The following is a 25,619-nucleotide window of genomic DNA, read 5'->3' on the forward strand; positions in this document are numbered from 1 at the left end:
TTTTGAGGATATTTTATTTTAAAATTAAAAATTTTTTAAATTGAGGTGACATCCATGTTAAAAAGTGATTTTTTTCTTTAGTTATTAGACAAACAGCTAAATTTTCATTTATAGATAATTCTTTGGCTTTTTTAAAACCTAATAAAATCAGTCCAGTATCCCAGCTATCTGCTTCTAATGCAGTCGAAGAAACAACACTGACAGATACTAAATTATTTTTTACAGGCATTCCATTTTGAGGATTAATAATATGTGAAACATTTTTACCGTTAATAAGGTAATAATTAAGATAAGTTCCAGCTGTACTAATAGATTTATTTTTTAGATGAATAAGTAATTGAACTGATTGTTTTTTATCGGTAGGTTTTTGAATTGCAATAATTTTAGATTTGTTTGTGTTATTTATTTGAACTAAAACTGTACCACCTATTGAAATAGTATAATTTTTTATTCCATTTTTTTTTAGTATACAAGATAAGTGGTCGACAGCAAATCCTTCACCTAATGTAGAAAGATTGATTTTCATACCATTTATATCTTTTGTTAAATATATTCCATTTAAGTGATTAATAATTTGTAAATGCTGAATACCCGTAAGATTCATATTTTTTTTTATTATATTTATTGAAGGGTAATGACGAGGTTTTTTTTGAGTTCCAAATCCCCATATATTAATTAAATTACCAATAGTTATATCTAATTTTCCATTAGTTTTGTGGTGAATAGTTAATGCTGTTAAAATAATTTTTAAAAAGTTTTTATTAATTTGTAATAATTTATATTTTTTTAGTTGATTAAATTTATAAACTAAAGATGTTTTTTTCCAAGGAGATAATAATTTTTCATCTGTATCTAAATTATTTTGTATTAATTTTTTTAAATATTTTTTATTTTGTATTTCTACATTGGGAATTTTTACTTGCCAGTATGTTCCCATTGTTTTTCCTTTTAATTCTATTGTTTCTGTTGTTTTTTCATTTTCATTTTTATATATCATATAAAAAAATATTAAAAAACATAAAAAGATATTGATTATCTTATTTAATATCATAAATGTAAAACCATTATTTTTAATAAGAAAAATATTATATATAAAAAATATATTTTTTATAAAAGTATTTTAAAAGTTAATAAATAATAAATATTTATAAAATTGTAAATTTACTAGTATTGATCAAAATGTTTTTTTATTTATCTATTAAGCATCGATGGAGTTAATGAATGATGGAGTGTATAATAAAATTTCATTTTAATTAAAAATTTTGGTTTTTTAGTCGTTTTATCTATGTAAGATTAGATTGTAATTTATGAGAAAGAAATAATGAAAAGAATAAATATAGTATTGGGCGGAACAGTATTTATTTTAACTCTATTACTAAGTTTAGGAATGTCTTGGGGAAATAAAAATTCTACTTCTAATAATATTTCCTATATACCTGTTATGCCTAGTTTAGCACCTATGTTAGAAAAAGTTATGCCTTCAGTAATTAGCATTAATATTGAAGGCAGTACTATAATTCCAACTGCTCGTTTACCTCATCAATTTCAACCATTTTTTGGTAACAATTCTCCTTTTTGTAAAGGTAATTCACCATTTAGGAATTCTCCTTTTTGTCGTTCGCATCCAAATTCTAATAATACAAATAAAAAGTTTCGTGCACTAGGATCAGGTGTTATTATTGATGCAGAAAAAGGATATGCTGTAACAAATAATCACGTTGTAGAAAATGCTAATAAAATACAAGCTCAATTAAGTGATGGAAGGCGTTATGAGGCTTATGTAATTGGGAATGATTCACGTTCTGATATTGCTTTAATACAATTAAAAAATGCACATAATTTAAGCGCAATAAAAATTGCAGATTCTGATGCCCTAAGAGTAGGTGACTACACTGTAGCTATTGGTAATCCTTATGGTTTAGGTGAGACTGTTACATCTGGTATTATTTCTGCTTTAGGACGAAGTGGATTAAATATTGAACATTACGAAAATTTCATTCAAACTGATGCAGCTATTAATAGAGGTAATTCTGGTGGGGCACTAATCAATCTAAATGGTGAGTTAATAGGGATTAATACTGCAATATTAGCTCCAGATGGAGGAAATATAGGTATTGGTTTTGCGATCCCTGGTAATATGGTTAAAAATCTTACATCACAAATAGCTCAATTTGGACAAGTAAGACGTGGTGAGTTAGGTATAATAGGAATGGAATTAAACTCTGATTTAGCAAGGATGATGAAAACTAATAATCAAAAAGGTGCCTTTGTCAGTCAGGTATTACCTAATTCTTCTGCGTTTCAAGCAGGTATTAAAGCTGGAGATATTATTATATCTTTAAATAAAAAGCCTATTTTGAGTTTTTCAGCATTACGTGCTGAAATTGGATCTTTACCAGTTACCACTAAAATGATATTAGGAGTATTTCGAGATGGAAAAATCAAAGATATATTCGTCGAATTAAAAGCATCAGTTCAACACAATATGAATTTTGGAGATATTTATACTGGCCTTGAAGGTGCTAATTTATCTAATTATTTAGCTCAACAAAAAGGTGTAAAAGTAGAAGATGTAAAAACAAATACTCCAGCTTCAAAGATGGGTTTTAAAAAAGATGATATTATTATAGAAGTAAATCAAAGCTTAATAAATAATTTAGACGATTTAAAAAAAGCATTAGATAGCCGTTCAAGCCTATTAGTTTTTAGAGTAAAAAGAGGCACTACTAGTATTTACTTAGTAAGTGAGTAACTTATTATATAATTCCGCCCGATTTTCAAAATTCGGGCGGTTTTCTATTATTTTAAACGACGTAACAATTGATTAATTTCTACTTTACTTGTTGTTCTATGGTCTACTTTTTTAACAATAATTGCAGAATATAAATTATATTTTCCATTATTTGATGGTAAACTTCCTGAAACTACAACAGAATTAGCAGGAACTCTGCCATAAGAAATTTCCCCTGTTTCTCTATTATAAATTTTAGTGCTTTGTCCAATAAAAACGCCCATAGATATTACAGAACCTTGCTCTATGATAACTCCTTCTACAATTTCAGAACGAGCACCAATAAAACAATTATCTTCAATAATAGTAGGATTATTTTGCAAAGGTTCTAATACCCCCCCTATACCAACTCCTCCGGATAAGTGTACATTTTTTCCAATTTGAGCACATGATCCTACAGTAGCCCATGTATCTATCATAGTTCCTTGGTCTATATATGCACCTATATTAATATACGATGGCATAATGACTGTATTATAATTAATAAATGAACCATATCTAACAGTGGCTGGTGGTACTATACGAACTTTTTCTTTTTCAAAATTTTCTTGAGTGTATTTATTATATTTAAGTGGAATTTTATCGTAATAATTAGTGTTTTTTCCTAAAAAAATATTATTTTTTGAAAAATATATATATAATAAAATTGCTTTTTTTAACCATTGATGAGTAATCCATACATTATTTTGCTTTTCTGAAATACGTATTTCTCCTTGGTTTAATAGGCTAATTATATGAGTGATAGTTTTATAAGTGTCTGTATCAATGTTTTTAAAATTAATTTCATTTCTATGGTCATAAGCATTTTCAATTGTTTTTTTAAAGTTTTGCATTTTCAATTAACCTCATTTATTTTATTTTATTTTTAATTAGTAAAACTCGGGGGTATTTTTTCTTGTTTTTGCCATGTTAAAATATCACATCCATAGTTTGTTACTAATATAGTGTGTTCATATTGAGCAGATAATGAATGATCTTTTGTTTTTACTGTCCATCCATCTTTCATACATTTTACTTCTGATTTTCCTGCATTTACCATGGGTTCAATAGTAAAAATCATTCCTTTTTTTAAAATTAGTTTGTTGTTATTTTTGTAATGTAATACATGCGGTTCTTCATGAAATGATGAACCAATCCCGTGTCCACAATATTCTTTTACGACTGAAAATCCATGATTTTCAACGTAATTTTCAATTATTTCACCAATTTTAAATAGTGGAGTTCCTGATTTAATTATATTTAAAGCTAAATAAAGACTTTCTTGTGTTACTTGACATAAACGTTTAGATAAAACACTTGGTTTTCCTACAAAAAACATTTTTGAAGTATCAGCATAATAATTATTTTTAATAACTGTAATATCAATATTAATTATATCTCCTATTTTTAGGATTTGACTTTTACTTGGAATACCATGACATACAACATCATTAACAGAAATACAAACAGATTTAGGAAAACCATGATATCCTAAGCACGCTGGAATAGCATTGTTTTTCAGAATGAAATCATGACAGATGTTATTTAGTTCTTCTGTACTTATACCTGGTTGGACATATTCTTCGATCATTTCTAATACTTTTGAAGCTAATTTTCCAGATATTCTCATTTTTTCTATTTCTGATTCTTTTTTTATCATGCAATTCATAATATTTAACCAATTTAGATATATTAAACTTAATTTATTTAAATTATAGTTTATAAAATTTGGTTATAAAAATTTTTTGTTTTAATATTTATTTATTAATTCAATAAAAAAATAAAATACATTAATAATTATTACTGATCTTAAATATTGAATATGATATATTTTATTCAATTCATTAAATATATTTAATATGATATAAAAAATTAAAAATATTTATCTTTTTTTATTTAATATAAAAGTTATAGGATTATTTATTTTACAAAAATTTATTGTTCTTTTAATTTATTAAGGAGTGGTTATGGAAATAGTTTCAATGAAAGATATGTTAAAAGCAGGAGTACATTTTGGACATCAAACTCGTTATTGGAATCCAAAAATGAAACCATTTATTTTTGGTTCTAAAAACAAGGTACATATTATTAATTTAGAAAAAACTCTTCCAATGTTTAATTTTGCTTTATTAGAATTAAAAAAAATATCTTTTAGAAAAGGAAAAATCTTATTTGTTGGAACAAAACGAGCAGCTAGTAGAAAAATTAAAGAAACAGCAATAAATTGCAATCAATTTTACGTGAATCATCGTTGGTTAGGAGGCATGCTGACTAATTGGAAAACAGTACGCCAGTCTATTAAACGTTTAAAAGATTTAGAGATAGAATCTAAAGATGGAACTTTTTTAAAATTAACGAAAAAAGAAGCATTAATACGAACACGGGAATTAGCTAAATTAGAAAATAGTTTAGGTGGTATAAAAAATATGGGAGGTCTTCCAGATTGTTTATTTGTTATTGATGCTGCTCATGAACATATTGCAATTCAAGAGGCAAATAATTTAGGTATTCCTGTTTTTGCTATCGTAGATACTAATTCAAATCCTGATGGTGTAGATTATATAATACCTGGAAATGATGATGCAATTAGATCTGTAGCATTATATTTAAAAGCTGTCACAATGAGTATTTGTAAAACAAATCATCAAACTTCATTTACAGAAGTATTAATAAATTCTAAATAAAATATATATGCTTAATAAACATACGTTCATTTTTAAAAATATTATAAGAGAAGATATTTATGACTGACATTTCTGCTGAATTGGTTAAAAAATTGAGATTGCGTACAGGTGTTGGATTTATGGAATGTAAGCGTGCATTAATCGAAGAAAATGGAGATATTGAATTATCGATTGATAATCTAAGAAAATCAGGAAAAATGCAAGCTTTTAAAAAACTAAAAAATACTACAAATCAAGGTTTAATATTTTCAAAGATTCAAAATAGTGTTGGAGTTATGATTGAGTTAAATTGTCAAACTGACTTCGTAGCAAAAGATAATTTATTTATTTCTTTAGGAAATGAAATAATTTTAACAGCATTATCTAAGAAAATAAAAAAAATTTTTGATATACAAAATTATTTTGAATCCAAAATAACAGAATTAATTATTAAATTTGGTGAAAATATTAAAATCAATCGATTTGGAATAATTGAGCATGAGAATATATACTCTTATATACATGCCGGTCGTATTGGCGTATTAGTTAGTGCTAATAATTTAAATGAAAGCATATTAAAAAATATTTCAATGCATATAGCTGCAAGCAAACCTGAATATATCCATCCTGATGAAGTACCCACATCTGTTTTTGAAAGAGAATATAATATTCAATTGGAATTAGTAAAAAATTATAATAAACCTACCAGTATATTAAAAAAAATAGTAGATGGCCGTATGAATAAATTTGTTAATAATATTTCTTTAATTGGTCAAAATTTTATAATTGATCCAAATAAAACAGTAGGTCAAGTATTAACAGAAAATAATGGTAGTATTGTCTCATTCACTAGATTTGAAATTGGAGAAAATATAACTAATGATGAAAATATTAATTAATAGCAATATAATTTTCTTTTAAATAATATTTTTTTTTAAATATATAAAAATATATTCGGATTAAACAAATGTCTACCAATACAAAATTTATATACCCCCGAATTTTACTAAAAATAAGTGGAGAAGTATTACAAGGAGTTAATAAATTTGGTATTGATATAAATGCTTTAAAAAAAATAGCTAAAGAAATAAAATTAGTATTAAAAATTGGTGTACAAGTAGGATTGGTGATTGGAAGTGGAAATTTATTTCGTGGTGCAACTTTGTCTGAAATTGGTATAAATAGAATAGCATCTGATCATATTGGTATATTGTCCACAATAATTAATAGTTTAGCAATGCATGATATAATGCATTATTATTCTATTCGTTCTTATGTAATGTCTGCTATACCAATTAATGGTATATGTGAAACTTACACTTATAAACGAGCAATTAAACTTTTGTCTGATAATTCTGTGGTAATTTTTGCTGCTGGTATAGGTAATCCTTTATTTACAACTGATTCTGCAGCATGTTTACGTGGAATTGAAACACAATCAAATATTATTTTGAAAGGAACAAAAGTCGATGGCGTGTATTCTCAAGATCCAAAAAAGTGCTCTCACGCAATTCTTTATAAAAAATTGACATATAAAGATGTGCTTAAAAAAGAATTAAAAGTTATGGATTTATCTGCTTTTTCTCTAGCTAGAGATCATGACTTGCCTATTCGGGTTTTTAACATTAATAAACCTCAATCTTTATATCGCATTGTTACAGGATATGACGAAGGTACTATTATTACAAGGTAAAATATATAAATATTTTTAAAATAATTAAAAATCTTTTCAAATAAATTTAATAAACTAATACATTCTATAGGTAATTATGTGATTAATCAGCTTTATATTAAAAGTCAGAAAAAAATGGAAGTTTGTATTAAAAACTTTCAAATCCAAGTAAATAATATCAGAACTGGAAGAGCATCTCCAGAGCTGCTTAATAGTATATATGTTGAATATTTTGGTTCTAAAGTTCCACTACATCAAATATCTAATATAATAGTTGAAGATTATCATACTCTTAAGATTAATATATTTGATAGTTCTAATACGTCTTTAGTTAACAAAGCTATTTTAAATTCCAATCTTGATTTAAATCCAGTTGTACATGGAAAAGATATTATTGTACCAATACCAGGTCTAACAGAAGAAAGAAGAAAAAATTTTATTAAAATTATTAAAAATAATGCAGAAAATACTCGTATTTGTATACGAAATGTTCGAAGAGATGCTAATGAAAAAATTAAAGTTTATTTAAAAACCAAAGTTATTGGAGAAGATCAAGAACATAGTTCACAAAGTAAGATTCAAAAAATGACAGATGAATATATTAAGAAAGTAGAAACAATTTTAATTTTGAAAGAAAAAGAACTCATGAAATTTTAATTTAAAATGACTAAAAGTAAAATCAGTATTTACATCTTAAACAATTAATAAAATATTTGTTATAATAAAAAATTTTTATGAAAAAAATAACAATTTTAGGATCGACTGGTTCAATCGGTATTAGTACAATATCTATTATTAAAAAACATCCTGATTTATTCAAAATAGTTGCATTGGTTGCAAATAAAAATTGTTCTGTGATGTTGGAGCAATGTAAATTTTTTTCACCTGATTGGGTGGCTATGAATAATGAAAAATCGGCAGATATACTTAGAATAAAGTTGAAAGAGAATAAAATTAAAACACAGGTTTTATCTGGAAAAAAAGAAATTTGTGCATTGGCTTCTTTAAAAGAGAATGATTATGTAGTATCTGCCATTGTTGGAATGGCAGGTTTATTACCTACTTTATCTGCCATATATGCTGGAAAAACAATTTTACTAGCTAATAAAGAATCTCTAATTACTTGTGGTTCTATATTTATGAACGCTTTATCTGTTCACCATGCTAATATAGTTCCTATCGATAGCGAACATAACGCTATTTTTCAAGTTTTACCTCAATGTTTGCAAAAAAGTTTAGGAAAAGTTAGTTTAAAAGAAAATGGAATTAAATCTATTATTTTAACTGGTTCAGGTGGTCCATTATATCACCTTCAAAAAGAAGATTTGCCTTTTGTGACACCTGATCAAACATGTGCTCATCCAAATTGGTCAATGGGAAAAAAAATATCAGTAGATTCGGCAACTATGATAAATAAAGGTTTAGAATATATTGAAGCTAGATGGTTATTTAATACTTCAGATAATGAAATTGATATTTTAATTCATCCTCAATCGATTATTCATTCTATGGTAGAATATATTGATGGTTCAGTATTAGCCCAACTTTCAGTTCCAGATATGAAAGTTGCTATTTCATATGCACTGGCATTTCCTAAACGGATTATTTCTGGATCTAATTTTTTAAATTTTAAAAAATTGAAGTCCTTAAACTTTTTTGAACCAGATTTTACACAGTTTCCATGTTTAAAACTAGCAATTGACGCTTTTTCTGCAGGTCAATCAGCAATGACAGTTTTAAATGCTGTTAATGAAATTTCTGTCTCTGCTTTTTTAAATTCAAAAATTAGATTTAATAAAATTTATGAAATAAATAGTGATATTTTAATGTCTTCTTCTTTTTTAGAACCCACTTCTGTCGAAGAAATTTTAGAAATTGATAAAAAAACTAGAATAAAAACGGAAAAAAAAATATTATCTTTAGTTTATTAAAAAGTTAACAATATTTTTATTTTAAATTAATTTTATTTTTAAGAGAAATATATATGTAATGTCACATAAATATATACAGACTAACGAAAAATTTAGCAAAAAAATACCTCGTCATATTGCCATAATTATGGATGGAAATGGAAGATGGGCAAAAAAAAGAGGAGAAACACGTGCTTTTGGTCATAAAGCAGGTTTTAAAGCAGTTAAGAAAACAGTTAAACTTGCTATTCAAAATAAAATAGAAGTATTAACACTATATACTTTTAGTAGTGAAAATTGGAAACGTCCTAAATTGGAAGTAGTATCTTTACTTAAACTATTTTTATTTGCATTAAAAAATGAAGTTAAAAATTTAAATAAATATAATATTTGTCTTAAAGTAATTGGTAATTTAACTGCGTTTAATAAAGAATTACAATCTTATATTTATAATGCAGAAAAAATTACTTTAAATAATAGTGGATTAATTTTAAATATTGCTGCAAATTATGGTGGTAAATGGGACATACTAGAAGGAGTAAAAAAAGTTGTTAATGCTGTCCAAAATGGATATTTAGATATAAATCAAATTAAAGAAACAATATTTTCTCAATATTTATGTACTAATGGTTTATTACCAGTAGATTTAGTTATTAGAACTGGGGGTGAAAAAAGAATTAGCAATTTTTTATTATGGCAAATAGCATATTCTGAATTATATTTTACTGATGTTTTATGGCCTGATTTTAATGAATTTATATTTCAAGATGCAATTAATTACTTTAGTACTCGAGAACGTCGTTTTGGAAAAATTATTAAAGATTAAAAGCATTTTTAATATTATTTAAATTTTATAAATATTTTTTTGATAATAAAAATTATTAAAATCTTATTTTCTATTTCTTAATCTCTTTTAGATTGTATGGCATAAAAACATACAAAGTATTAGATCTATTGCAGGAAAAATTGCAATAATGTTAATTAAAAAATTTTTTATGGTTTTTTTGATGTTTTTTAGCATGAATATTTATTCAAAAAATTTATGGACTATAAAAAACATTGAATTTCAAGGATTAAGATATTTTTCAAAAGAGGAAGCATTAAAAAATATTTTATTTAATGTTGGTAGTAAAATATCTAAAAATGATATTCAAAAAAGCATTAAATCTTTATTTCAAACAGGAAAATTTGAAGATATTAAAGTGTTTTTTTCAGAAAAATCACTTATTTTTAAAATGATAGAACGACCTTTAATTTATCATATTAATTTTTCAGGTAATCACATAATTAAAAATACTGTTTTTAAAAAATATCTTAATCAATTAGGTATTGAAGTAGGAAAACAATACAATCCGTATTTAAAAGATATTTTTATAAAAAATATAAAACAGTTTTATTTCCATATTGGAAGATATCAAGCAAAAATTAAATTATTAACAACGTTTTCTTCAAACAATAGAATTAATTTAAAAATATTAATTGATGAAGGAAGTTTATTACAAATAAATAATATTAAAATTCTTGGAAATAAAAATTTTTCTCGAGATGAAATTATTTCTTTATTTAAGTTAAAAGATTATAAACCTTGGTGGAACTTTTTAGAAAAATATATTTATTATTCTGATCAACTAGAAAAGGATTTAAATAATTTAAAAAAATTTTATTTAAATAAAGGATATTATTATTTTCATATAGATAAAAAAATAGTTAGTTTTTTAAAAGGTCAAAATAAAGTAAATATTTTTTTAGAAATTTCTGAAGGAAATAGATATAAAATTGATAATTTTTTTATTAATGGAAATTTATTACAATATTATGAAAAAATAAAGAGTTTTATTACTATTAATAATAATGAATTTTATAATCAAGAAAAAATTGATACAATAATTCAAAAAATTAAGTATTTTCTATCTGAACATGGATATATTAATTCCCAAATTTTAATTGATCCTCAAGTAAATTTTCGAAAAAAAACTATAATTTTAAATTTTAATATAAATATTAATCAACGATATTTTGTTAATAAAATATTATTTAGAGGTAATGAGTTAACCCAAGATGTAGTTTTACGTCGTGAAATAAAGCAAATTGAAGGCGAATGGTTTAATTTAAAATTAATTGATTTGAGCAAAGAATCATTAGAAAAAATAAAATATCTTTATGATGTTACAGTTACAAAAGATTTTGTATATAATAAAAAAAATGCAGTTGATATTATTTACGGATTAAAAGAACGTTCTACTGGTACTATAAATTTTGGATTAGGCTATGGCAAAGATAGTGGATTAAGTTTTAATGCATCTCTTGCAAAAGATAATTTATTTGGATCTGGTAATTCTTTAAAAACTAGTATTATTAAAAATGATAATCAAAAATATGCAGATTTACTAATTACATATCCATATTTTTTTGAAAATGGTACAAATTTAAATACTAGATTGTTTTATAATGATTTTAAATACCATCTTAATGGTATGTCAACTCTTATGAAAAAAACATATGGATTTGAAAGTGATTTAAGTTTTTTAATTAATGACTTTAATAGGATCAATGTAGGTTTTGGATATACTAGAAATAGTTTAGTTAATAAAAATAGTTTCATTAAAAAAGATAATTTAATTAATCCAATTAATAATAAAGTTTTTATAAATCATAAAGATGAAATGATTAATGATGAGTTTTTAAAAAATAGTTTAGTGAATGATTTTACTTTAAATTATTCATTTTTACATAATACTTTAAAAAATTTTTATTTTCCCATTTCTGGTAATCAAACTTATTTAAGTGGTAAAAATACTATTCCTGGTTCTGATAATAATTTTTATAAATTTTTATTAGATACTGAACAATATATACCATTAGATGAAGAAAAAAAATTTATATTTTTAACTCATTTTAGAGCTGGTTTTGGAGATAGTTTAAACCAAGAAAAACTACCTTTTTATGAAAATTTTCATTCAAATAGTTCAAATAATATTCGTGGATTTCGTATTAATACTATTGGTCCGAAAAAAAGTTATGATATTAAAAATTTAAAAGAATGTTTTGGATATAAAAATAATCATGTTTGTGAATCTTTAGATTCAATTGGCGGAAATGCCATGGCAATTGCTAACTTAGAATTAATTGTCCCAATTCCATTTATTAAAGAAGAGTATACACATTTTCTTAGATCTTCATTTTTTTTAGATGCTGGTAATATTTGGGATGCTAGATGGAAACAACAAAAAAATACTTCTACTTTACAATTTATGGATTTTAGTAATTTCAAAAGTATTTATTCTTCTATTGGTTTTTCTTTACAATGGTTTTCTCCTATTGGTCCATTAGTATTTTCTTATGCTTATCCTATTCAAAAAAATGAAAATAGTCAGTTAGAAGCATTTCAATTTAATATTGGTAAAAATTGGTAATTTAAATTAAATAGTTTTATTTAGTCAAATGAAATAAATTTTATTTGTAAAAATATATTTTTTAAGGTCATTGTTTTAAAAAGGTAAATATTTTGAGTTCTAATTATAACGTTTTAGATATTAAAAAAATTTTAAAAATTTTACCACATCGTTATCCTTTGTTATTAATTGACAAAATTTTGGATTTTAAAATATTTAATTATTTAAAAGCATTAAAAAATTGTACTATAAATGAACCTTTTTTTCAGGGACATTTTTTAAAAGAGCCTATTTTTCCAGGCATATTAATTATTGAGGCTATGACTCAAGCAGCTGCTATTTTAATATACAAAAGTACAGGAGCATTAAATGTTAATAAATTATACTATTTTGTTGGTATTGAAAATGCTAGATTTAAGCAAAATATTATTCCTGGAGATCAAATATTTATTGAAGTAGTTTATTTTAAAAAAAAAAGAAATTTAATTAAATTTAAAGTTATTGCAATAGTAAATAATAAAAATATTTGTCATGCTACTATTCTTTTTTATAAAAAAATTGATATTAAGTAAAATATTTTTATATTAAATTTGGAAAATAAATGAATTTACCAAAATTTGTTCATCTTCATGTACATAGTGATTATTCAATATTTGATGGATTATCTAAACCAGAAGATTTAGTAAAAAAAGCAGTTTCTTTAAAAATGATGGCTTTAGCAATTACAGATTTTAGTAATTTATATGGTGTAATAAAATTTTATAATTCTTCGCATAAATTTGGATTAAAACCGATTATCGGCACAACAGTAAAATTTATTTCAGAATTTATAAAAAATGATTTAGTAGAATTAACTATATTAGTTTCAAATCAAGAAGGATATAAAAATTTAATTGAATTAATTTCTCGTGCTTATCAAAAAGGATATGTTAATAATAAATTTGTAACAATAGAAAAAAAATGGCTTGCAGAGCTTAATAATGGATTAATATTACTTTCTGGTGGGTGTCAAGGTGAAATTGGAAAAATTTTATTGCGTAGTCAATTATCATCAATATCTTCTTGTTTGAAATTTTATGAAACATATTTTCCTGCCTCTTATTATTTAGAATTAATACGGACAGGAAGAAAAAACGAAGAAAAATATTTACATTTAGCCGTAGATTTATCTTATTCAAAAAGTATTCCAGTAGTTGCTACGAATGATGTTTGTTTTTTAAAAAAAGAAGATTTTGAGATTCATAAAATTAGAATTTCAATTCATGAAGGAGAAATTTTAAAAAATTCTAAAATTCAAAATAATTATAGCAAACATCAATTTTTAAAAAGTGAAGAAGAAATGTCTAATCTTTTCTCTGACATTCCTGAAGCATTAGTTAATAGTGTAGAAATCGCAAAACGTTGTAATGTTTTTATATCTTCTGGAAAATATTTTTTACCTCAATTTTCGACAGGTGAAATAAGTGTTCAAAACTATTTAATTATTAAGGCTCAACAAGGATTAAAAAAACGTTTAAAAATATATTCTTCTAATATAAAAATAGATAACAAAACATATTTAAAATATAAAAATCGTTTAATTATGGAGTTAGATATAATAAATAAAATGGGTTTTCCTGGTTATTTTTTAATCGTTATGGAGTTTATACAATGGGCGAAAAATAATAATATTCCCGTAGGACCTGGAAGAGGTTCAGGAGCAGGATCATTAGTTGCATATGTATTGAATATAACAGAAATAGATCCTTTAGTATTTGATTTGTTATTTGAACGATTTTTAAATCCAGAACGTATTTCTTTGCCTGATTTTGATATTGATTTTTGTATGGAAAAAAGAGATAAAGTTATCGAACATGTTTCAGATATGTATGGTAGAAATGCAGTAGCTCAAATTATTACTTTTGGTACAATGACAGCAAAAGCTGTAATTAGAGATGTAGGAAGAGTTTTAGGTTATCCTTATGGATTTATTAATAATTTATCTAAATTAGTACCCTTAGATCCAGGAATAACACTTAACGAAGCTTTTTCTAAAAACTCAGAATTATATAATCTTTATAAAAATGATGAAGATATAAAAAAATTAATTGATATATCAAAAAAACTAGAAGGAGTAAATCGAAACGTTGGAAAGCATGCGGGTGGTGTTGTAATTTCTCCTACTAAAATTACTGATTTTTGTCCATTATATTGTGATGAAAATGGAAATAATCCAGTAACTCAATTTGATAAAAATGATATTGAGTATGTTGGTTTATTAAAGTTTGATTTTCTTGGTTTACGTACTTTAACAACAATCAGTTGTACAGTAGATATGATTAACGCAAAGTTATTATTGGATAAAAAAGAAATTAATATTAACTCTATTTCTTTAGATGACAAAAAATGTTTTGATTTATTAAAAGAATGTAAAACTACAGCTATTTTTCAATTAGAATCTCATGGAATGAAAGATTTAATTCAAAGATTAAAGCCGGATTGCTTTGAAGATATTATTGCACTTTTAGCTCTTTTTAGACCTGGACCGTTACAATCAGGAATGGTAGATAATTTTATAAATCGAAAGCATGGATATGAAAAAATTGCGTATCCTGATCATAATTGGCAGCATATACTTTTAAAACCTGTATTAGAATCAACTTATGGCATTATTTTATATCAAGAACAAGTAATGAAAATCGCTCAAATTTTAGCAGGTTATACTTTAGGAAAAGCTGATATTTTAAGACGTGCTATGAGTAAAAAAAACTTAAAAGATATGGCAGAGCAGAGAAAAGTTTTTTTAGAAGGGTCTCAAAAAAATGGTATTAATATAAAATTGGCAATAAAAATTTTTGATTTATTAGAAAAATTTGCAGGATATGGATTTAATAAATCTCATTCTGTAGCTTATGCATTAGTATCTTATCAAACATTATGGTTGAAAACATATTATCCTGCAGAGTTTATAGCTTCTACTATGAACTCGGATATAGATAACATAGAAAAAATTATAATTTTAGTGCATGAAGCATTTAATATGAAATTAAAAATTATTCCACCTAATATTAATTTAAGCAAATATGAGTTTTATGTTGATAATTTTAATAATATAATTTATGGGCTTGGAGCTATAAAAGGAATAGGTGAAAATTCAATAAAAAGCATTATTGAAGAAAGAGATAAAAATGGTTGTTTTTATGATTTATTTGATTTATGCACACGTTGTGATCCTAATAAAATAAATCGTAGAATATTAGAAAAACTAATTATGTCGGGTAGTTTTGATTCTATTAACAAAGATAGAAATTATTTACTTAATTTAATTGAAAATGCTATTAAGGCTGCAAAAGAACATCTAAGAATTAAAAATAATCGACAAGCAAGTCTTTTTGGCATATTTAAAGATGAATTAAATATAATCAAAAGAAATAATTTATCTAGATCTTCTTCTATTGAAAAAGATCAATTCACAAATGAATATCAAGTTTTAGGTTTTTATTTAACAGCACATCCTATTAATCAGTATAAAGAAGAGCTAAAATATTATGTAAATAATTTAAAAAATTCAGAATTAAAATTTAATAATAAAAAAAAAATAGTTTTAGGAATTATAGTTTCAATTAAAATAAAAACAACAAAAAATAAAAATAAAATAGCTATATTAATATTAGATAATTATACTAGTCGTTCAGAAGTTGTCGTTTTTAAAAAAGTTTTTAATTTATTTGAACATTTAATTAAATTAAATGAAATTTTAATAATTAAAGGAATGTCAGAATCAACTCAAAACTCAAAAATAATAGCATATGATATTATGAATCTAATGTTAGTAAGAGAAAAATATGTTAAGGAATTAATTATTAGATTAACGGAAAATAAAAATAAATTTTTTTTAGAAAAATTATATCAACTATTAGAAAAACAAGATAAAGGTAGTATTTTAGTTGATTTCTTTTATAAAACAGTAAAGTGTTCTTTTGGTATAATAAAAAAAAAGAATTTTTACATTACTGTTAATAATGAATTTTTAAATGAGTTAAAATTTTTAGTTGGATTAAATAATGTAAAATTAAAATTTTATTAAATAAACATTTTTAAAAAATATATAAATAAATTTGTTAAACTATTTTATCGTTTTAATTTATTTTTTATAAAAAAGATAATATCTTTTATATTAATAAGAATATTTTCTTTATTTTTTCTTTGTCGATATTCAACATTTTCTTTATCTATATGACGTGAGCTAATGATAATTTGATGAGGAATTCCAATCAAATCTATTTCATTAAACATTATACCTGGTCTTTTGTTTCGATCATCTAAAATTACATCAATTTTTTCATTTTTCATTTTTTTATATAATTCTTCTGTAATTTGTTTGGTTTTTTGGCAATTATTTATATTAATAGGTAAAATAGCTACTTCAAAAGGAGCAATGCAATTTGGCCAAATGATACCTTTATTGTCATAATTTTGCTCTATTATAGCCGCAATAATTCGACTTATTCCAATTCCATAACATCCCATATATAAATTTTTTTGTTTTCCAACTTGATCTTTTACTAACATATTCATTTTTTTAGAATACTCTTTTTCTAGTTGAAATATATGTCCAATTTCAATACTTTTTTTAATTTCTAAAGATTTTGATCCATCTGGTCCTACATCATTTGTTGTAATATTTCTAATATCCACAATAGTTGGAATTGGAATATCTACATTCCAGTTTACGTTAATAAAAAATTTTTTATTAATATTTGCGCCGATAGTAAAATTTTTCATATAATATACTGAAACGTCAGCAAATATAGGAATTTTTAAGTTAAAGGGTCCTAAAAATTTTTTTTCAACCCCTGTTAATGCAATAATTTCTTTTTCATTAATAAATTTTAATGGTTTTTTAAAAATATTAATTTTTTCTACTTTAAATAAATTTAGTTCATGTTCTGCTCGTATTAATAAAGCAGCAAATGTATAATCTTCACTATTATCTGTTCGAATTAAAATAGTTTTTACTAAATTCTGAATAGGATACTCAATTTCATCAATACTTTTTATTGATTTGATACTTTTAATTTTATTATGAATGTTTTTATTGCATTTTTTAAAAAAATTAATAGATTCTATTGATTGTGCTGTATTAATATTAGAAGAATATGACGTATTTTTTGAAAATACTATTTCATCTTCTCCATTATCAGATAAAGCTTGAAATTCATGAGAAATTTTTCCACCCATTGATCCAGAATCTGCACTGACTACTCGAAATTGAAGTTGCATTTGGTCAAATATATTAATATAACTTTGATAAAAATTATAATAAGTTTTTTCTAAGCAATTTTTATTCATATGAAAAGAATAAGCATCCTTCATAGTAAATTCACGAGTTCTAATAATTCCAAATCTTGGACGTATTTCATCTCTAAATTTAGTTTGAATTTGGTATACAATTAATGGTAGTTCTTGATACGAACGAACTTCATTACTAATTAAATAAGTTATAACTTCCTCATTAGTTGGGCCTAATATAAACTTTTGATTACGTCGGTCAAAAAATTGTAACAATTCTTTGCCATATATATTTAAACGTCCACTTTTTTCCCATAGTTTTTCTGGTTGTATAATAGGCATACAAATTTCTAAAGCGTTTATTTTTTTCATTTCATTTATAATGATATTATTTATTTTTTTTAGTACTTTTAGACCTGTTGGTAACCAAATATACAAACCTGATGATAATTTTCTAATCATTCCACTTCTAAGCATAAGTTGATGACTAATTATTTTACTATCATGAGGGGTTTCTTTTAAAGTTGCTAGTAAATATTTACTTGCTCGCATATATTAATATCTCAATAGAAATAAAAAGTTGTTTAAAAAATTAAAGTATTTTAATTTTTAATACTGATTCTATTATATAATAAAATATTTTATAAGATATTTTTTTAATACCTTTAATTGTTAGTATCAATTAAATTTTATTAATAAAATATTTAAATAAATTTCTTATTAATTTCTAATTAAATAAAATAATTATAATGGTTAAAAATACTTCAAATGAATCATGATACGCATGAAGAAAAAACTGAACAGCCCACTGAGCATCATATTAAAAAATCTCGAAAAAAAGGAAAAACAAGATATTCTCGAGAATTAAATTCTTTATTAATTTTAATAGTTGGATTGTTAAATTTATGGTGGTTTGGGGATGTGATTGTATTTGAATTCAGAAAAATTTTATCTGATAGTTTTCATTTTAATAATAGTATTCTTATGAATGAACAAAATATTTTATTAAATATTTTGATTTCTTTAAAAAAAATTTTTATTGTTTTTACTCCATTTTTAGGATCTTTACTTTTTATAATTATAGTACCTGCTATTTTTTTTAGCGGGGTTAAATTTAATTTAAAATCATTAAAATTTAATTTAAAAAAATTAAATTTAATAGATGGATTAAAAAGAGTTTTTTCTTTAAAAATATTTCTTGAGTGTTTTAAAAACATGTTAAAGTTGCTTCTAATTAGCAGTATCGTTTTATGGTATTTATCATCACATTTTTTTGAAATATTATTTTTTAATATTAAAGATATTTTTTCTGCTTTTTCTTTTGGATTTAATACTGTTTTTTTTTGTTGTATTTTAACAATATTAGGTTTAATTCCAATTGTAATTTTTGATATTTTTTGGCAACAATTCCAGTATTATAAACAATTAAAAATGACTCATCAACAAATAAAAGATGAATTTAAGGAGCAAGAAGGTCATCCGCATTTAAAAATGAGAATTCGTCGTCAAATGAAAGAAAATTTTCGAAGAAGAATGATTTTAAATGTTCCTAAATCTGATGTTGTTATAACTAATCCTACACATTATTCAGTGGCATTAAGGTATGATGAAAAGAAAATGAATGCACCTAAAGTAATAGCTAAAGGTATAGGAGATATAGCTATACAAATACAAAGTATTGCAAGTAAAAATAGTATTCCTATCATTTCTTCTCCTGCATTAGCTCGTTCATTATATTATTATTCAGAAATAGGACAATATATTCCTGGTCCTCTTTATAAAGCTGTTGCTGAAATTTTAGCATGGGTTTGGAAAGTAAGGAAATGGAAAAAAGAAGGTGGAACATTTCCAGAAAAACCAAGAAATATATTCGTTCCATCAGAATTAAACTTTACAGGAGAAAGCAAAAGCAATGGTTAATTTTTCTTCTATTTTTAGCATTATAAAAAATTTTAAAAATACTCAATGGAAAGTATTAGCAGGACCAATACTTATTTTAATTATTTTATCAATGATGGTTTTACCATTAGCACCTTTTATTTTAGATATTTTTTTTACCTTTAACATTGCTTTATCAATAATAATTTTGCTTGTTTCTATGTTTACTAGAAAAACTTTAGACTTTGCCGCTTTCCCAACTGTTTTGCTATTTTCAACTTTGTTAAGGTTGGCGTTAAATGTTGCGTCTACTCGTGTAATTTTTTTAAATGGTCACACAGGAACTTATGCAGCAGGAAGAGTGATCGAATCATTTGGTCATTTTTTAGTAGGTGGAAATTTTGCTATTGGTATAGTTGTATTTGTGATCTTAGTTATTATTAATTTTATGGTAATTACAAAAGGAGCAGGAAGAATAGCAGAAGTTGGCGCAAGATTTATCTTGGATGCTATGCCTGGTAAGCAAATGGCAATTGACGCTGATTTAAATGCAAGTTTAATTGGTGAAGCAGAAGCTAAAAAACGTCGATTTCAAATTACACAAGAAGCTGATTTTTATGGTTCTATGGATGGAGCAAGTAAATTCGTACGAGGAGATGCAATTGCTGGTATTTTAATTATGGTGCTTAATATATGTGGTGGTTTAATTATTGGTGTATTTCAACATAATATGCTATTAACTAAGGCAGCAGAAGTTTATACGTTATTAACTATAGGAGACGGTTTAGTTGCTCAAATTCCTGCTTTAGTAATTTCAACTGCTGCTGGTGTAATTGTTACAAGAGTTAGTACTAATCAAAATGTTGGAGAACAAATGATTAGTCAATTATTTTGTAATTCTCAAGTAATTTTATTAAGTGCAGTGGTTTTAGGTATACTTGGTTTAGTTCCTGGAATGCCAAATATAATATTTTTAGTATTTACAATTTTATTATTGATTCTTGCTTGGTGGTTAAATCAAAAAAAACATAATTTTAAAAGTAATATTTCACCAATTTCTAAAAATCAATATAAACCTATTATAAATTCAACCTCTGAAGCTTCTTGGAATGATGTGGAATTAGAAGATCCTATAAGAATAGAAATAAGCTCAAATTTAATTCCTGTATTAGATGCTAAAAAAAATGGCGATTTATTAGAAAAAATTCGAATTGTTCGTAAGAAAATTGCGAAAGAAATTGGATTTCTTCCTCCTTTAGTTCATATTAAAAATAATATTAATTTAATTAAAAATTCATATCGTATTTTTATTAAAGGTATAGAAGTGGGGAATGGAAAATGTTTTAATGAAAAATTAATGGCAATTGCTACTGGTCAGGAAATAGAATCATTACCCTTTAAGAAAGTTATTGAGCCTACTTTTGGTTTATCTGGTTATTGGATTGATCAATCATTTAAAATAGAGGCAGAAAAAAAAGGATATTCTGTAGTTGATTCAAGTTCTGTTATTGCAACACATTTAAATTTTTTAATTTCTCAGAACATTAACGAATTGTTTGGTCGTTATGAAACTCAACAATTATTAGATCGTGTTAATTTAGAAATACCCAAACTAACTGAAGACTTAATACCTAATATAATTGATTTAACCACTGTACATAAAATTTTAAAAAATTTACTTTTAGAACAAGTGCCAATACGAGATATGCGAACTATTTTAGAAACATTGTCAGAACATGCTACTAATCAAAAAGATTCAAATGAATTAACTAGTATTATTCGAATTTCTTTAAGTAAAATTATCATACAAAAACTGTTTTATAAAAAAAATATTATTGAAGTTATGGTTTTAGAATCAAATTTAGAAAAATTATTATTAGATAGCTTAAAAGGAGAAAAAATTAATATAGAACCAGGTTTATCTGAAGTTTTATTATTTAAAACTAAAGAAGCAATTCAAAAACAAAATGCAATAAATGCTCCTATTGTTTTATTAGTACCTCATACTTTACGATTATTTTTGTCTAAATTTTTGCGTATTCACTTTTCAGAATTAACTGTTTTATCTCAATTTGAAATAACAGAAGTAAATAATATAAAAGTTACTAATATCGTTGGAAGTTGATAATATTTTAAAAATACAGATTGGTGTGGTTTTAAGTGGTACGTTTTTATTAGTACTACATTATTGCCTCACCGTACTGATATTTTAAAGCAAACTTTATTTTTACATTTTTTTTAATATTTTTATTCCTAAAATATTAAGTCCTTTTTTTAATGTTTTTGCTGTTAAAAAAGATAGTTTTAATCTACTTTTACAGGTTTTAATTTTTTTTGCAAATAAGATTGAACAATTTTCATAAAAGTTAGAAAAATATGTTGCTAATTGATAAAGATAATTGCACATAATATGTGGAGTTCCTTTCTTCTCTATAATTAATATAATTTCTTCAAATTCTAATATTTTAATTGCTAATTTAATTTCGCTGTCTTTAGTTAAATTAATTTTTTCTGATATTTTGTTTATTCGAATGTTAGATTTTTTTAAAATAGATATAATTCTCGTATAAGCATATTGTATATACGGAGATGTATTACCTTCAAAGCTTAACATTGTATCCCAATCAAATATATAATTAGTATTTCTATTTTTAGATAAATCAGCATATTTTACTGCGCTGATTCCTATAATATTTGCCAACTTAATCAGTTTTCTTTTAGGTAAATTAGGTTTTTTATTCTTAATTAAATTTTTAGCTCTATTTGTTGCTTCATTAAGTAGTTCAGTAAGTTTAATAGTATTTCCATCACGAGTTTTAAAAGGACGTTTATTTTTATATAACATCATTCCAAATGTATGATGTTCTAACAATAAATTTTGAGGTATGTAATTAGCTTTTTTAGAAATAGCCCATATTTGTTGTAAATGTTGTTTTTGACGAGAATCAGTATAATATATTATACGATCAGCATTTAATATTTCATATCTATATTTCAAACAAGCAATATCAGTTGTTGAATATAAAAAAGCTTTGTCTTTTTTTTGAATAACTACTCCCATATTTTTTCCTAATCTATTCTTAAATTCATCTAAAAAAATAATAGTAGCTCCATCCTTTTCTATAGCTATTTTTTTTTCTTTAAGATCTTTAACAATTTCTGGAAGCATTTTACTATATAAACTTTCTCCCATGGTATGTTGTTTATTTAATGTAACGTTAAGTTTTTTATATATATTATAATTATAATTCATTGTGATCGAAACTAATTTTTTCCAAATAGAATAACAATGGTTATCTCCATTTTGTAATTTAACTACATATTTTCTTGATTCACGTTCAAAATTCTTATCTAAATCACATTTTTTTTTTGATTTACAATAATAATCTTCAATTTCTTTTAAAGAAATAAGATTTTCTTTTAATTTTCTTTCTAATTTTTTATATTTTAAATATGCAATTAACATTCCGAATTGAGTGCCCCAATCTCCAATATGATTGGCTCTAATTACATTATATCCTAAAAATTCCAAAGTTCTTACTGTAACATCTCCTATAATTGTAGATCTTAAATGTCCTATATGCATTTCTTTGGCTATATTTGGAGAAGAATAATCAATCACTATTGTTTTCCTAGTATCAATATATTTTACCCCTAGACGAGATGAAATAAATAATTTTTCTAATTTTTTTGATAACCAATCTTGGTTAATAAAAATATTGATAAAACCTGGATAAGAAAATGTTATTTTTTTATACATGTTGTTTATATTAAAAATAAAAATTATTTTTTTGAATAAATCATATGGTTCAATTTTATTTTTATTGGCTATTTTAATTAAGTTATCGACTTGGTAATTTCCTAATTCTATTTTTTTACTAGAAATAATTAATGGTTCATAATAATTCTTTAGACCAATATGAATTAAAGCTTGTTCAATATCTTTTTTTATTATATATTTTATATTCATAAAAACCTTATTATTTAAAATTTTAAATACTTATTAATAGCTTAATAAAATTATTTTTAATAATTAAATTTTATTACTAATTAATGAATTCATTTTATCGTATTATAGTATATTTTTTAATAATACATTAACTTTTAGATAGTAAAAAAATTAAATATGTATGGTAAATTTCTAAATAAATTTGATTTAAAACATTTTGAATATTAAAATTATAATTAATTTAATTAAAAGGTTGACAAGATATAAAAAAAAATGTAATCTCTTATTTAAATCTTCAAAAAATCAATAACGCTCTTTAAAAAAATATTAGATAATCTGTGTGGGCACAGAAAATTAAGTACAAATAAACTTTATTTATTTTTAAATCTCTTAAATTTATTTAAGAGATATATTCAAAAATTGAAGAGTTTGATCATGGCTCAGATTGAACGCTGGCGGCAAGCCTAACACATGCAAGTCGAGCGGCATCGAAAGAAAGCTTGCTTTCTTGTCGGCGAGCGGCAAACGGGTGAGTAATATCTGGGAATCTACCCAAAAGAGGGGGATAACTACTAGAAATGGTAGCTAATACCGCATAAAGTTGAAAAACCAAAGTGGGGGACCTTTATAAGCCTCATGCTTTTGGATGAGCCCAGACGAGATTAGCTTGTTGGTAAGGTAAAGGCTTACCAAGGCTACGATCTCTAGCTGGTCTGAGAGGATAACCAGCCACACTGGAACTGAGACACGGTCCAGACTCCTACGGGAGGCAGCAGTGGGGAATATTGCACAATGGGCGAAAGCCTGATGCAGCTATGCCGCGTGTATGAAGAAGGCCTTAGGGTTGTAAAGTACTTTCAGCGGGGAGGAAAAAAATAAAACTAATAATTTTATTTCTTGACGTTACCCGAAGAAGAAGCACCGGCTAACTCCGTGCCAGCAGCCGCGGTAATACGGAGGGTGCTAGCGTTAATCAGAATTACTGGGCGTAAAGAGCACGTAGGTGGTTTTTTAAGTCAGATGTGAAATCCCTGGGCTTAACCTAGGAACTGCATTTGAAACTGAAATACTAGAGTATCGTAGAGGGAGGTAGAATTCTAGGTGTAGCGGTGAAATGCGTAGATATCTGGAGGAATACCCGTGGCGAAAGCGGCCTCCTAAACGAATACTGACACTGAGGTGCGAAAGCGTGGGGAGCAAACAGGATTAGATACCCTGGTAGTCCATGCCGTAAACGATGTCGACTTGGAGGTTGTTTCCAAGAGAAGTGACTTCCGAAGCTAACGCATTAAGTCGACCGCCTGGGGAGTACGGCCGCAAGGCTAAAACTCAAATGAATTGACGGGGGCCCGCACAAGCGGTGGAGCATGTGGTTTAATTCGATGCAACGCGAAAAACCTTACCTGGTCTTGACATCCACAGAATTCCTTAGAAATAAGGAAGTGCCTTCGGGAACTGTGAGACAGGTGCTGCATGGCTGTCGTCAGCTCGTGTTGTGAAATGTTGGGTTAAGTCCCGCAACGAGCGCAACCCTTATCCCCTGTTGCCATCGGTTCGGCCGGGAACTCAGAGGAGACTGCCGGTTATAAACCGGAGGAAGGTGGGGACGACGTCAAGTCATCATGGCCCTTACGACCAGGGCTACACACGTGCTACAATGGTTTATACAAAGAGAAGCAAATCTGTAAAGACAAGCAAACCTCATAAAGTAAATCGTAGTCCGGACTGGAGTCTGCAACTCGACTCCACGAAGTCGGAATCGCTAGTAATCGTGGATCAGAATGCCACGGTGAATACGTTCCCGGGCCTTGTACACACCGCCCGTCACACCATGGGAGTGGGTTGCAAAAGAAGCAGATATCCTAACCCCTCAAAGGGAAGGCGTCTACCACTTTGTGATTCATGACTGGGGTGAAGTCGTAACAAGGTAACCGTAGGGGAACCTGCGGTTGGATCACCTCCTTAAAAATATATACTTTTTTTGAAGTGCCCACACAAATTATCTAATAAAACTTTCTTAGAAAGGCTTGTAGCTCAGATGGTAAGAGCGCACCCCTGATAAGGGTGAGGTCGGTGGTTCAACTCCACTCAGGCCTACCATTTTAATAAGCCAA

Annotated in this window: 17 protein-coding genes, 1 tRNA gene and 1 rRNA gene; 14 read left to right on the plus strand and 5 right to left on the minus strand. The window is 25.5% G+C overall.

Annotation, left to right across the window (positions count from 1 at the left end; genetic code table 11):
* Nucleotides 1-13 precede the first annotated feature (13 nt).
* On the minus strand, nucleotides 14-997 hold the full coding sequence (locus tag FQV33_RS00100) for an FAD:protein FMN transferase (RefSeq protein ID WP_193201184.1): 984 nt from the start codon (nucleotides 995-997) through the stop codon (nucleotides 14-16).
* A gap of 324 nt (nucleotides 998-1,321) precedes the next feature.
* Between FQV33_RS00100 and degP the strand changes: the two genes are divergently transcribed.
* On the plus strand, nucleotides 1,322-2,752 hold the full coding sequence (gene degP, locus FQV33_RS00105; RefSeq protein WP_158347490.1) for a serine endoprotease DegP: 1,431 nt from the start codon (nucleotides 1,322-1,324) through the stop codon (nucleotides 2,750-2,752).
* Between the two features lie 47 nt (nucleotides 2,753-2,799).
* On the opposite strand, the gene dapD is transcribed toward degP, so the two are convergent.
* Both dapD and map read right to left on the minus strand, forming a co-directional pair.
* Nucleotides 2,800-3,624 (minus strand): 2,3,4,5-tetrahydropyridine-2,6-dicarboxylate N-succinyltransferase, encoded by an 825-nt coding sequence (dapD, locus tag FQV33_RS00110; protein WP_158347492.1) that lies wholly within the window; start codon nucleotides 3,622-3,624, stop codon nucleotides 2,800-2,802.
* A 32-nt stretch (nucleotides 3,625-3,656) separates the two neighbouring features.
* The gene (map, locus tag FQV33_RS00115; RefSeq protein ID WP_158347494.1) at nucleotides 3,657-4,439 is read right to left on the minus strand and encodes a type I methionyl aminopeptidase; all 783 of its coding nucleotides are present in this window, start codon (nucleotides 4,437-4,439) and stop codon (nucleotides 3,657-3,659) included.
* Nucleotides 4,440-4,737: 298 nt separating this feature from the next.
* On the opposite strand from map, the gene rpsB reads away from it, so the two are divergent.
* The 9 genes from rpsB (at nucleotide 4,738) to dnaE (ending at nucleotide 16,473) form a co-directional block, all read left to right on the plus strand.
* Entirely contained in the window at nucleotides 4,738-5,454 is a 717-nt protein-coding gene (gene rpsB, locus FQV33_RS00120; RefSeq protein ID WP_158347496.1) for a 30S ribosomal protein S2, read from the plus strand.
* Nucleotides 5,455-5,513: 59 nt separating this feature from the next.
* Nucleotides 5,514-6,332, plus strand: a complete 819-nt coding sequence (gene tsf / locus FQV33_RS00125) for a translation elongation factor Ts (RefSeq protein ID WP_158347498.1) — start codon at nucleotides 5,514-5,516, stop codon at nucleotides 6,330-6,332.
* A 68-nt stretch (nucleotides 6,333-6,400) separates the two neighbouring features.
* The gene (gene pyrH, locus FQV33_RS00130) at nucleotides 6,401-7,126 is read left to right on the plus strand and encodes a UMP kinase (RefSeq protein ID WP_158347500.1); all 726 of its coding nucleotides are present in this window, start codon (nucleotides 6,401-6,403) and stop codon (nucleotides 7,124-7,126) included.
* A 78-nt stretch (nucleotides 7,127-7,204) separates the two neighbouring features.
* Entirely contained in the window at nucleotides 7,205-7,762 is a 558-nt protein-coding gene (gene frr, locus FQV33_RS00135) for a ribosome recycling factor (RefSeq protein WP_158347502.1), read from the plus strand.
* Nucleotides 7,763-7,839: 77 nt separating this feature from the next.
* On the plus strand, nucleotides 7,840-9,036 hold the full coding sequence (ispC, locus tag FQV33_RS00140; RefSeq protein ID WP_158347504.1) for a 1-deoxy-D-xylulose-5-phosphate reductoisomerase: 1,197 nt from the start codon (nucleotides 7,840-7,842) through the stop codon (nucleotides 9,034-9,036).
* A gap of 58 nt (nucleotides 9,037-9,094) precedes the next feature.
* A complete protein-coding gene (uppS, locus tag FQV33_RS00145; RefSeq protein WP_158347506.1) occupies nucleotides 9,095-9,841 on the plus strand; it encodes a polyprenyl diphosphate synthase in 747 nt (248 codons plus the stop codon).
* Between the two features lie 193 nt (nucleotides 9,842-10,034).
* Nucleotides 10,035-12,428 (plus strand): outer membrane protein assembly factor BamA, encoded by a 2,394-nt coding sequence (bamA, locus tag FQV33_RS00150; RefSeq protein ID WP_226856629.1) that lies wholly within the window; start codon nucleotides 10,035-10,037, stop codon nucleotides 12,426-12,428.
* Between the two features lie 92 nt (nucleotides 12,429-12,520).
* Nucleotides 12,521-12,979 (plus strand): 3-hydroxyacyl-ACP dehydratase FabZ, encoded by a 459-nt coding sequence (gene fabZ / locus FQV33_RS00155; protein ID WP_158347510.1) that lies wholly within the window; start codon nucleotides 12,521-12,523, stop codon nucleotides 12,977-12,979.
* A 29-nt stretch (nucleotides 12,980-13,008) separates the two neighbouring features.
* Entirely contained in the window at nucleotides 13,009-16,473 is a 3,465-nt protein-coding gene (gene dnaE / locus FQV33_RS00160) for a DNA polymerase III subunit alpha (protein WP_158347512.1), read from the plus strand.
* A 44-nt stretch (nucleotides 16,474-16,517) separates the two neighbouring features.
* On the opposite strand, the gene FQV33_RS00165 is transcribed toward dnaE, so the two are convergent.
* On the minus strand, nucleotides 16,518-18,230 hold the full coding sequence (locus FQV33_RS00165; RefSeq protein ID WP_158347514.1) for a proline--tRNA ligase: 1,713 nt from the start codon (nucleotides 18,228-18,230) through the stop codon (nucleotides 16,518-16,520).
* A 216-nt stretch (nucleotides 18,231-18,446) separates the two neighbouring features.
* Between FQV33_RS00165 and flhB the strand changes: the two genes are divergently transcribed.
* Both flhB and flhA read left to right on the plus strand, forming a co-directional pair.
* The gene (gene flhB, locus FQV33_RS00170; RefSeq protein ID WP_158347516.1) at nucleotides 18,447-19,598 is read left to right on the plus strand and encodes a flagellar biosynthesis protein FlhB; all 1,152 of its coding nucleotides are present in this window, start codon (nucleotides 18,447-18,449) and stop codon (nucleotides 19,596-19,598) included.
* Nucleotides 19,591-21,681, plus strand: coding sequence for a flagellar biosynthesis protein FlhA (gene flhA, locus FQV33_RS00175; RefSeq protein WP_158347518.1), 2,091 nt, complete (start codon nucleotides 19,591-19,593; stop codon nucleotides 21,679-21,681). Before flhB ends, flhA begins: the two co-directional genes overlap by 8 nt.
* Before the next feature lie 102 nt (nucleotides 21,682-21,783).
* On the opposite strand, the gene argS is transcribed toward flhA, so the two are convergent.
* A complete protein-coding gene (gene argS, locus FQV33_RS00180; protein ID WP_158347520.1) occupies nucleotides 21,784-23,526 on the minus strand; it encodes an arginine--tRNA ligase in 1,743 nt (580 codons plus the stop codon).
* A 396-nt stretch (nucleotides 23,527-23,922) separates the two neighbouring features.
* On the opposite strand from argS, the gene FQV33_RS00185 reads away from it, so the two are divergent.
* Together FQV33_RS00185 and FQV33_RS00190 are read left to right on the plus strand one after the other, a co-directional pair.
* Nucleotides 23,923-25,470, plus strand: a 16S ribosomal RNA gene (locus FQV33_RS00185).
* Between the two features lie 58 nt (nucleotides 25,471-25,528).
* Nucleotides 25,529-25,605, plus strand: a tRNA-Ile gene (locus tag FQV33_RS00190).
* Nucleotides 25,606-25,619: the final 14 nt, after the last annotated feature.

Origin of the sequence: Buchnera aphidicola (Aphis fabae) (genome assembly GCF_009069125.1) — a bacterium.
Lineage (GTDB): Bacteria > Pseudomonadota > Gammaproteobacteria > Enterobacterales > Enterobacteriaceae > Buchnera > Buchnera aphidicola_BB.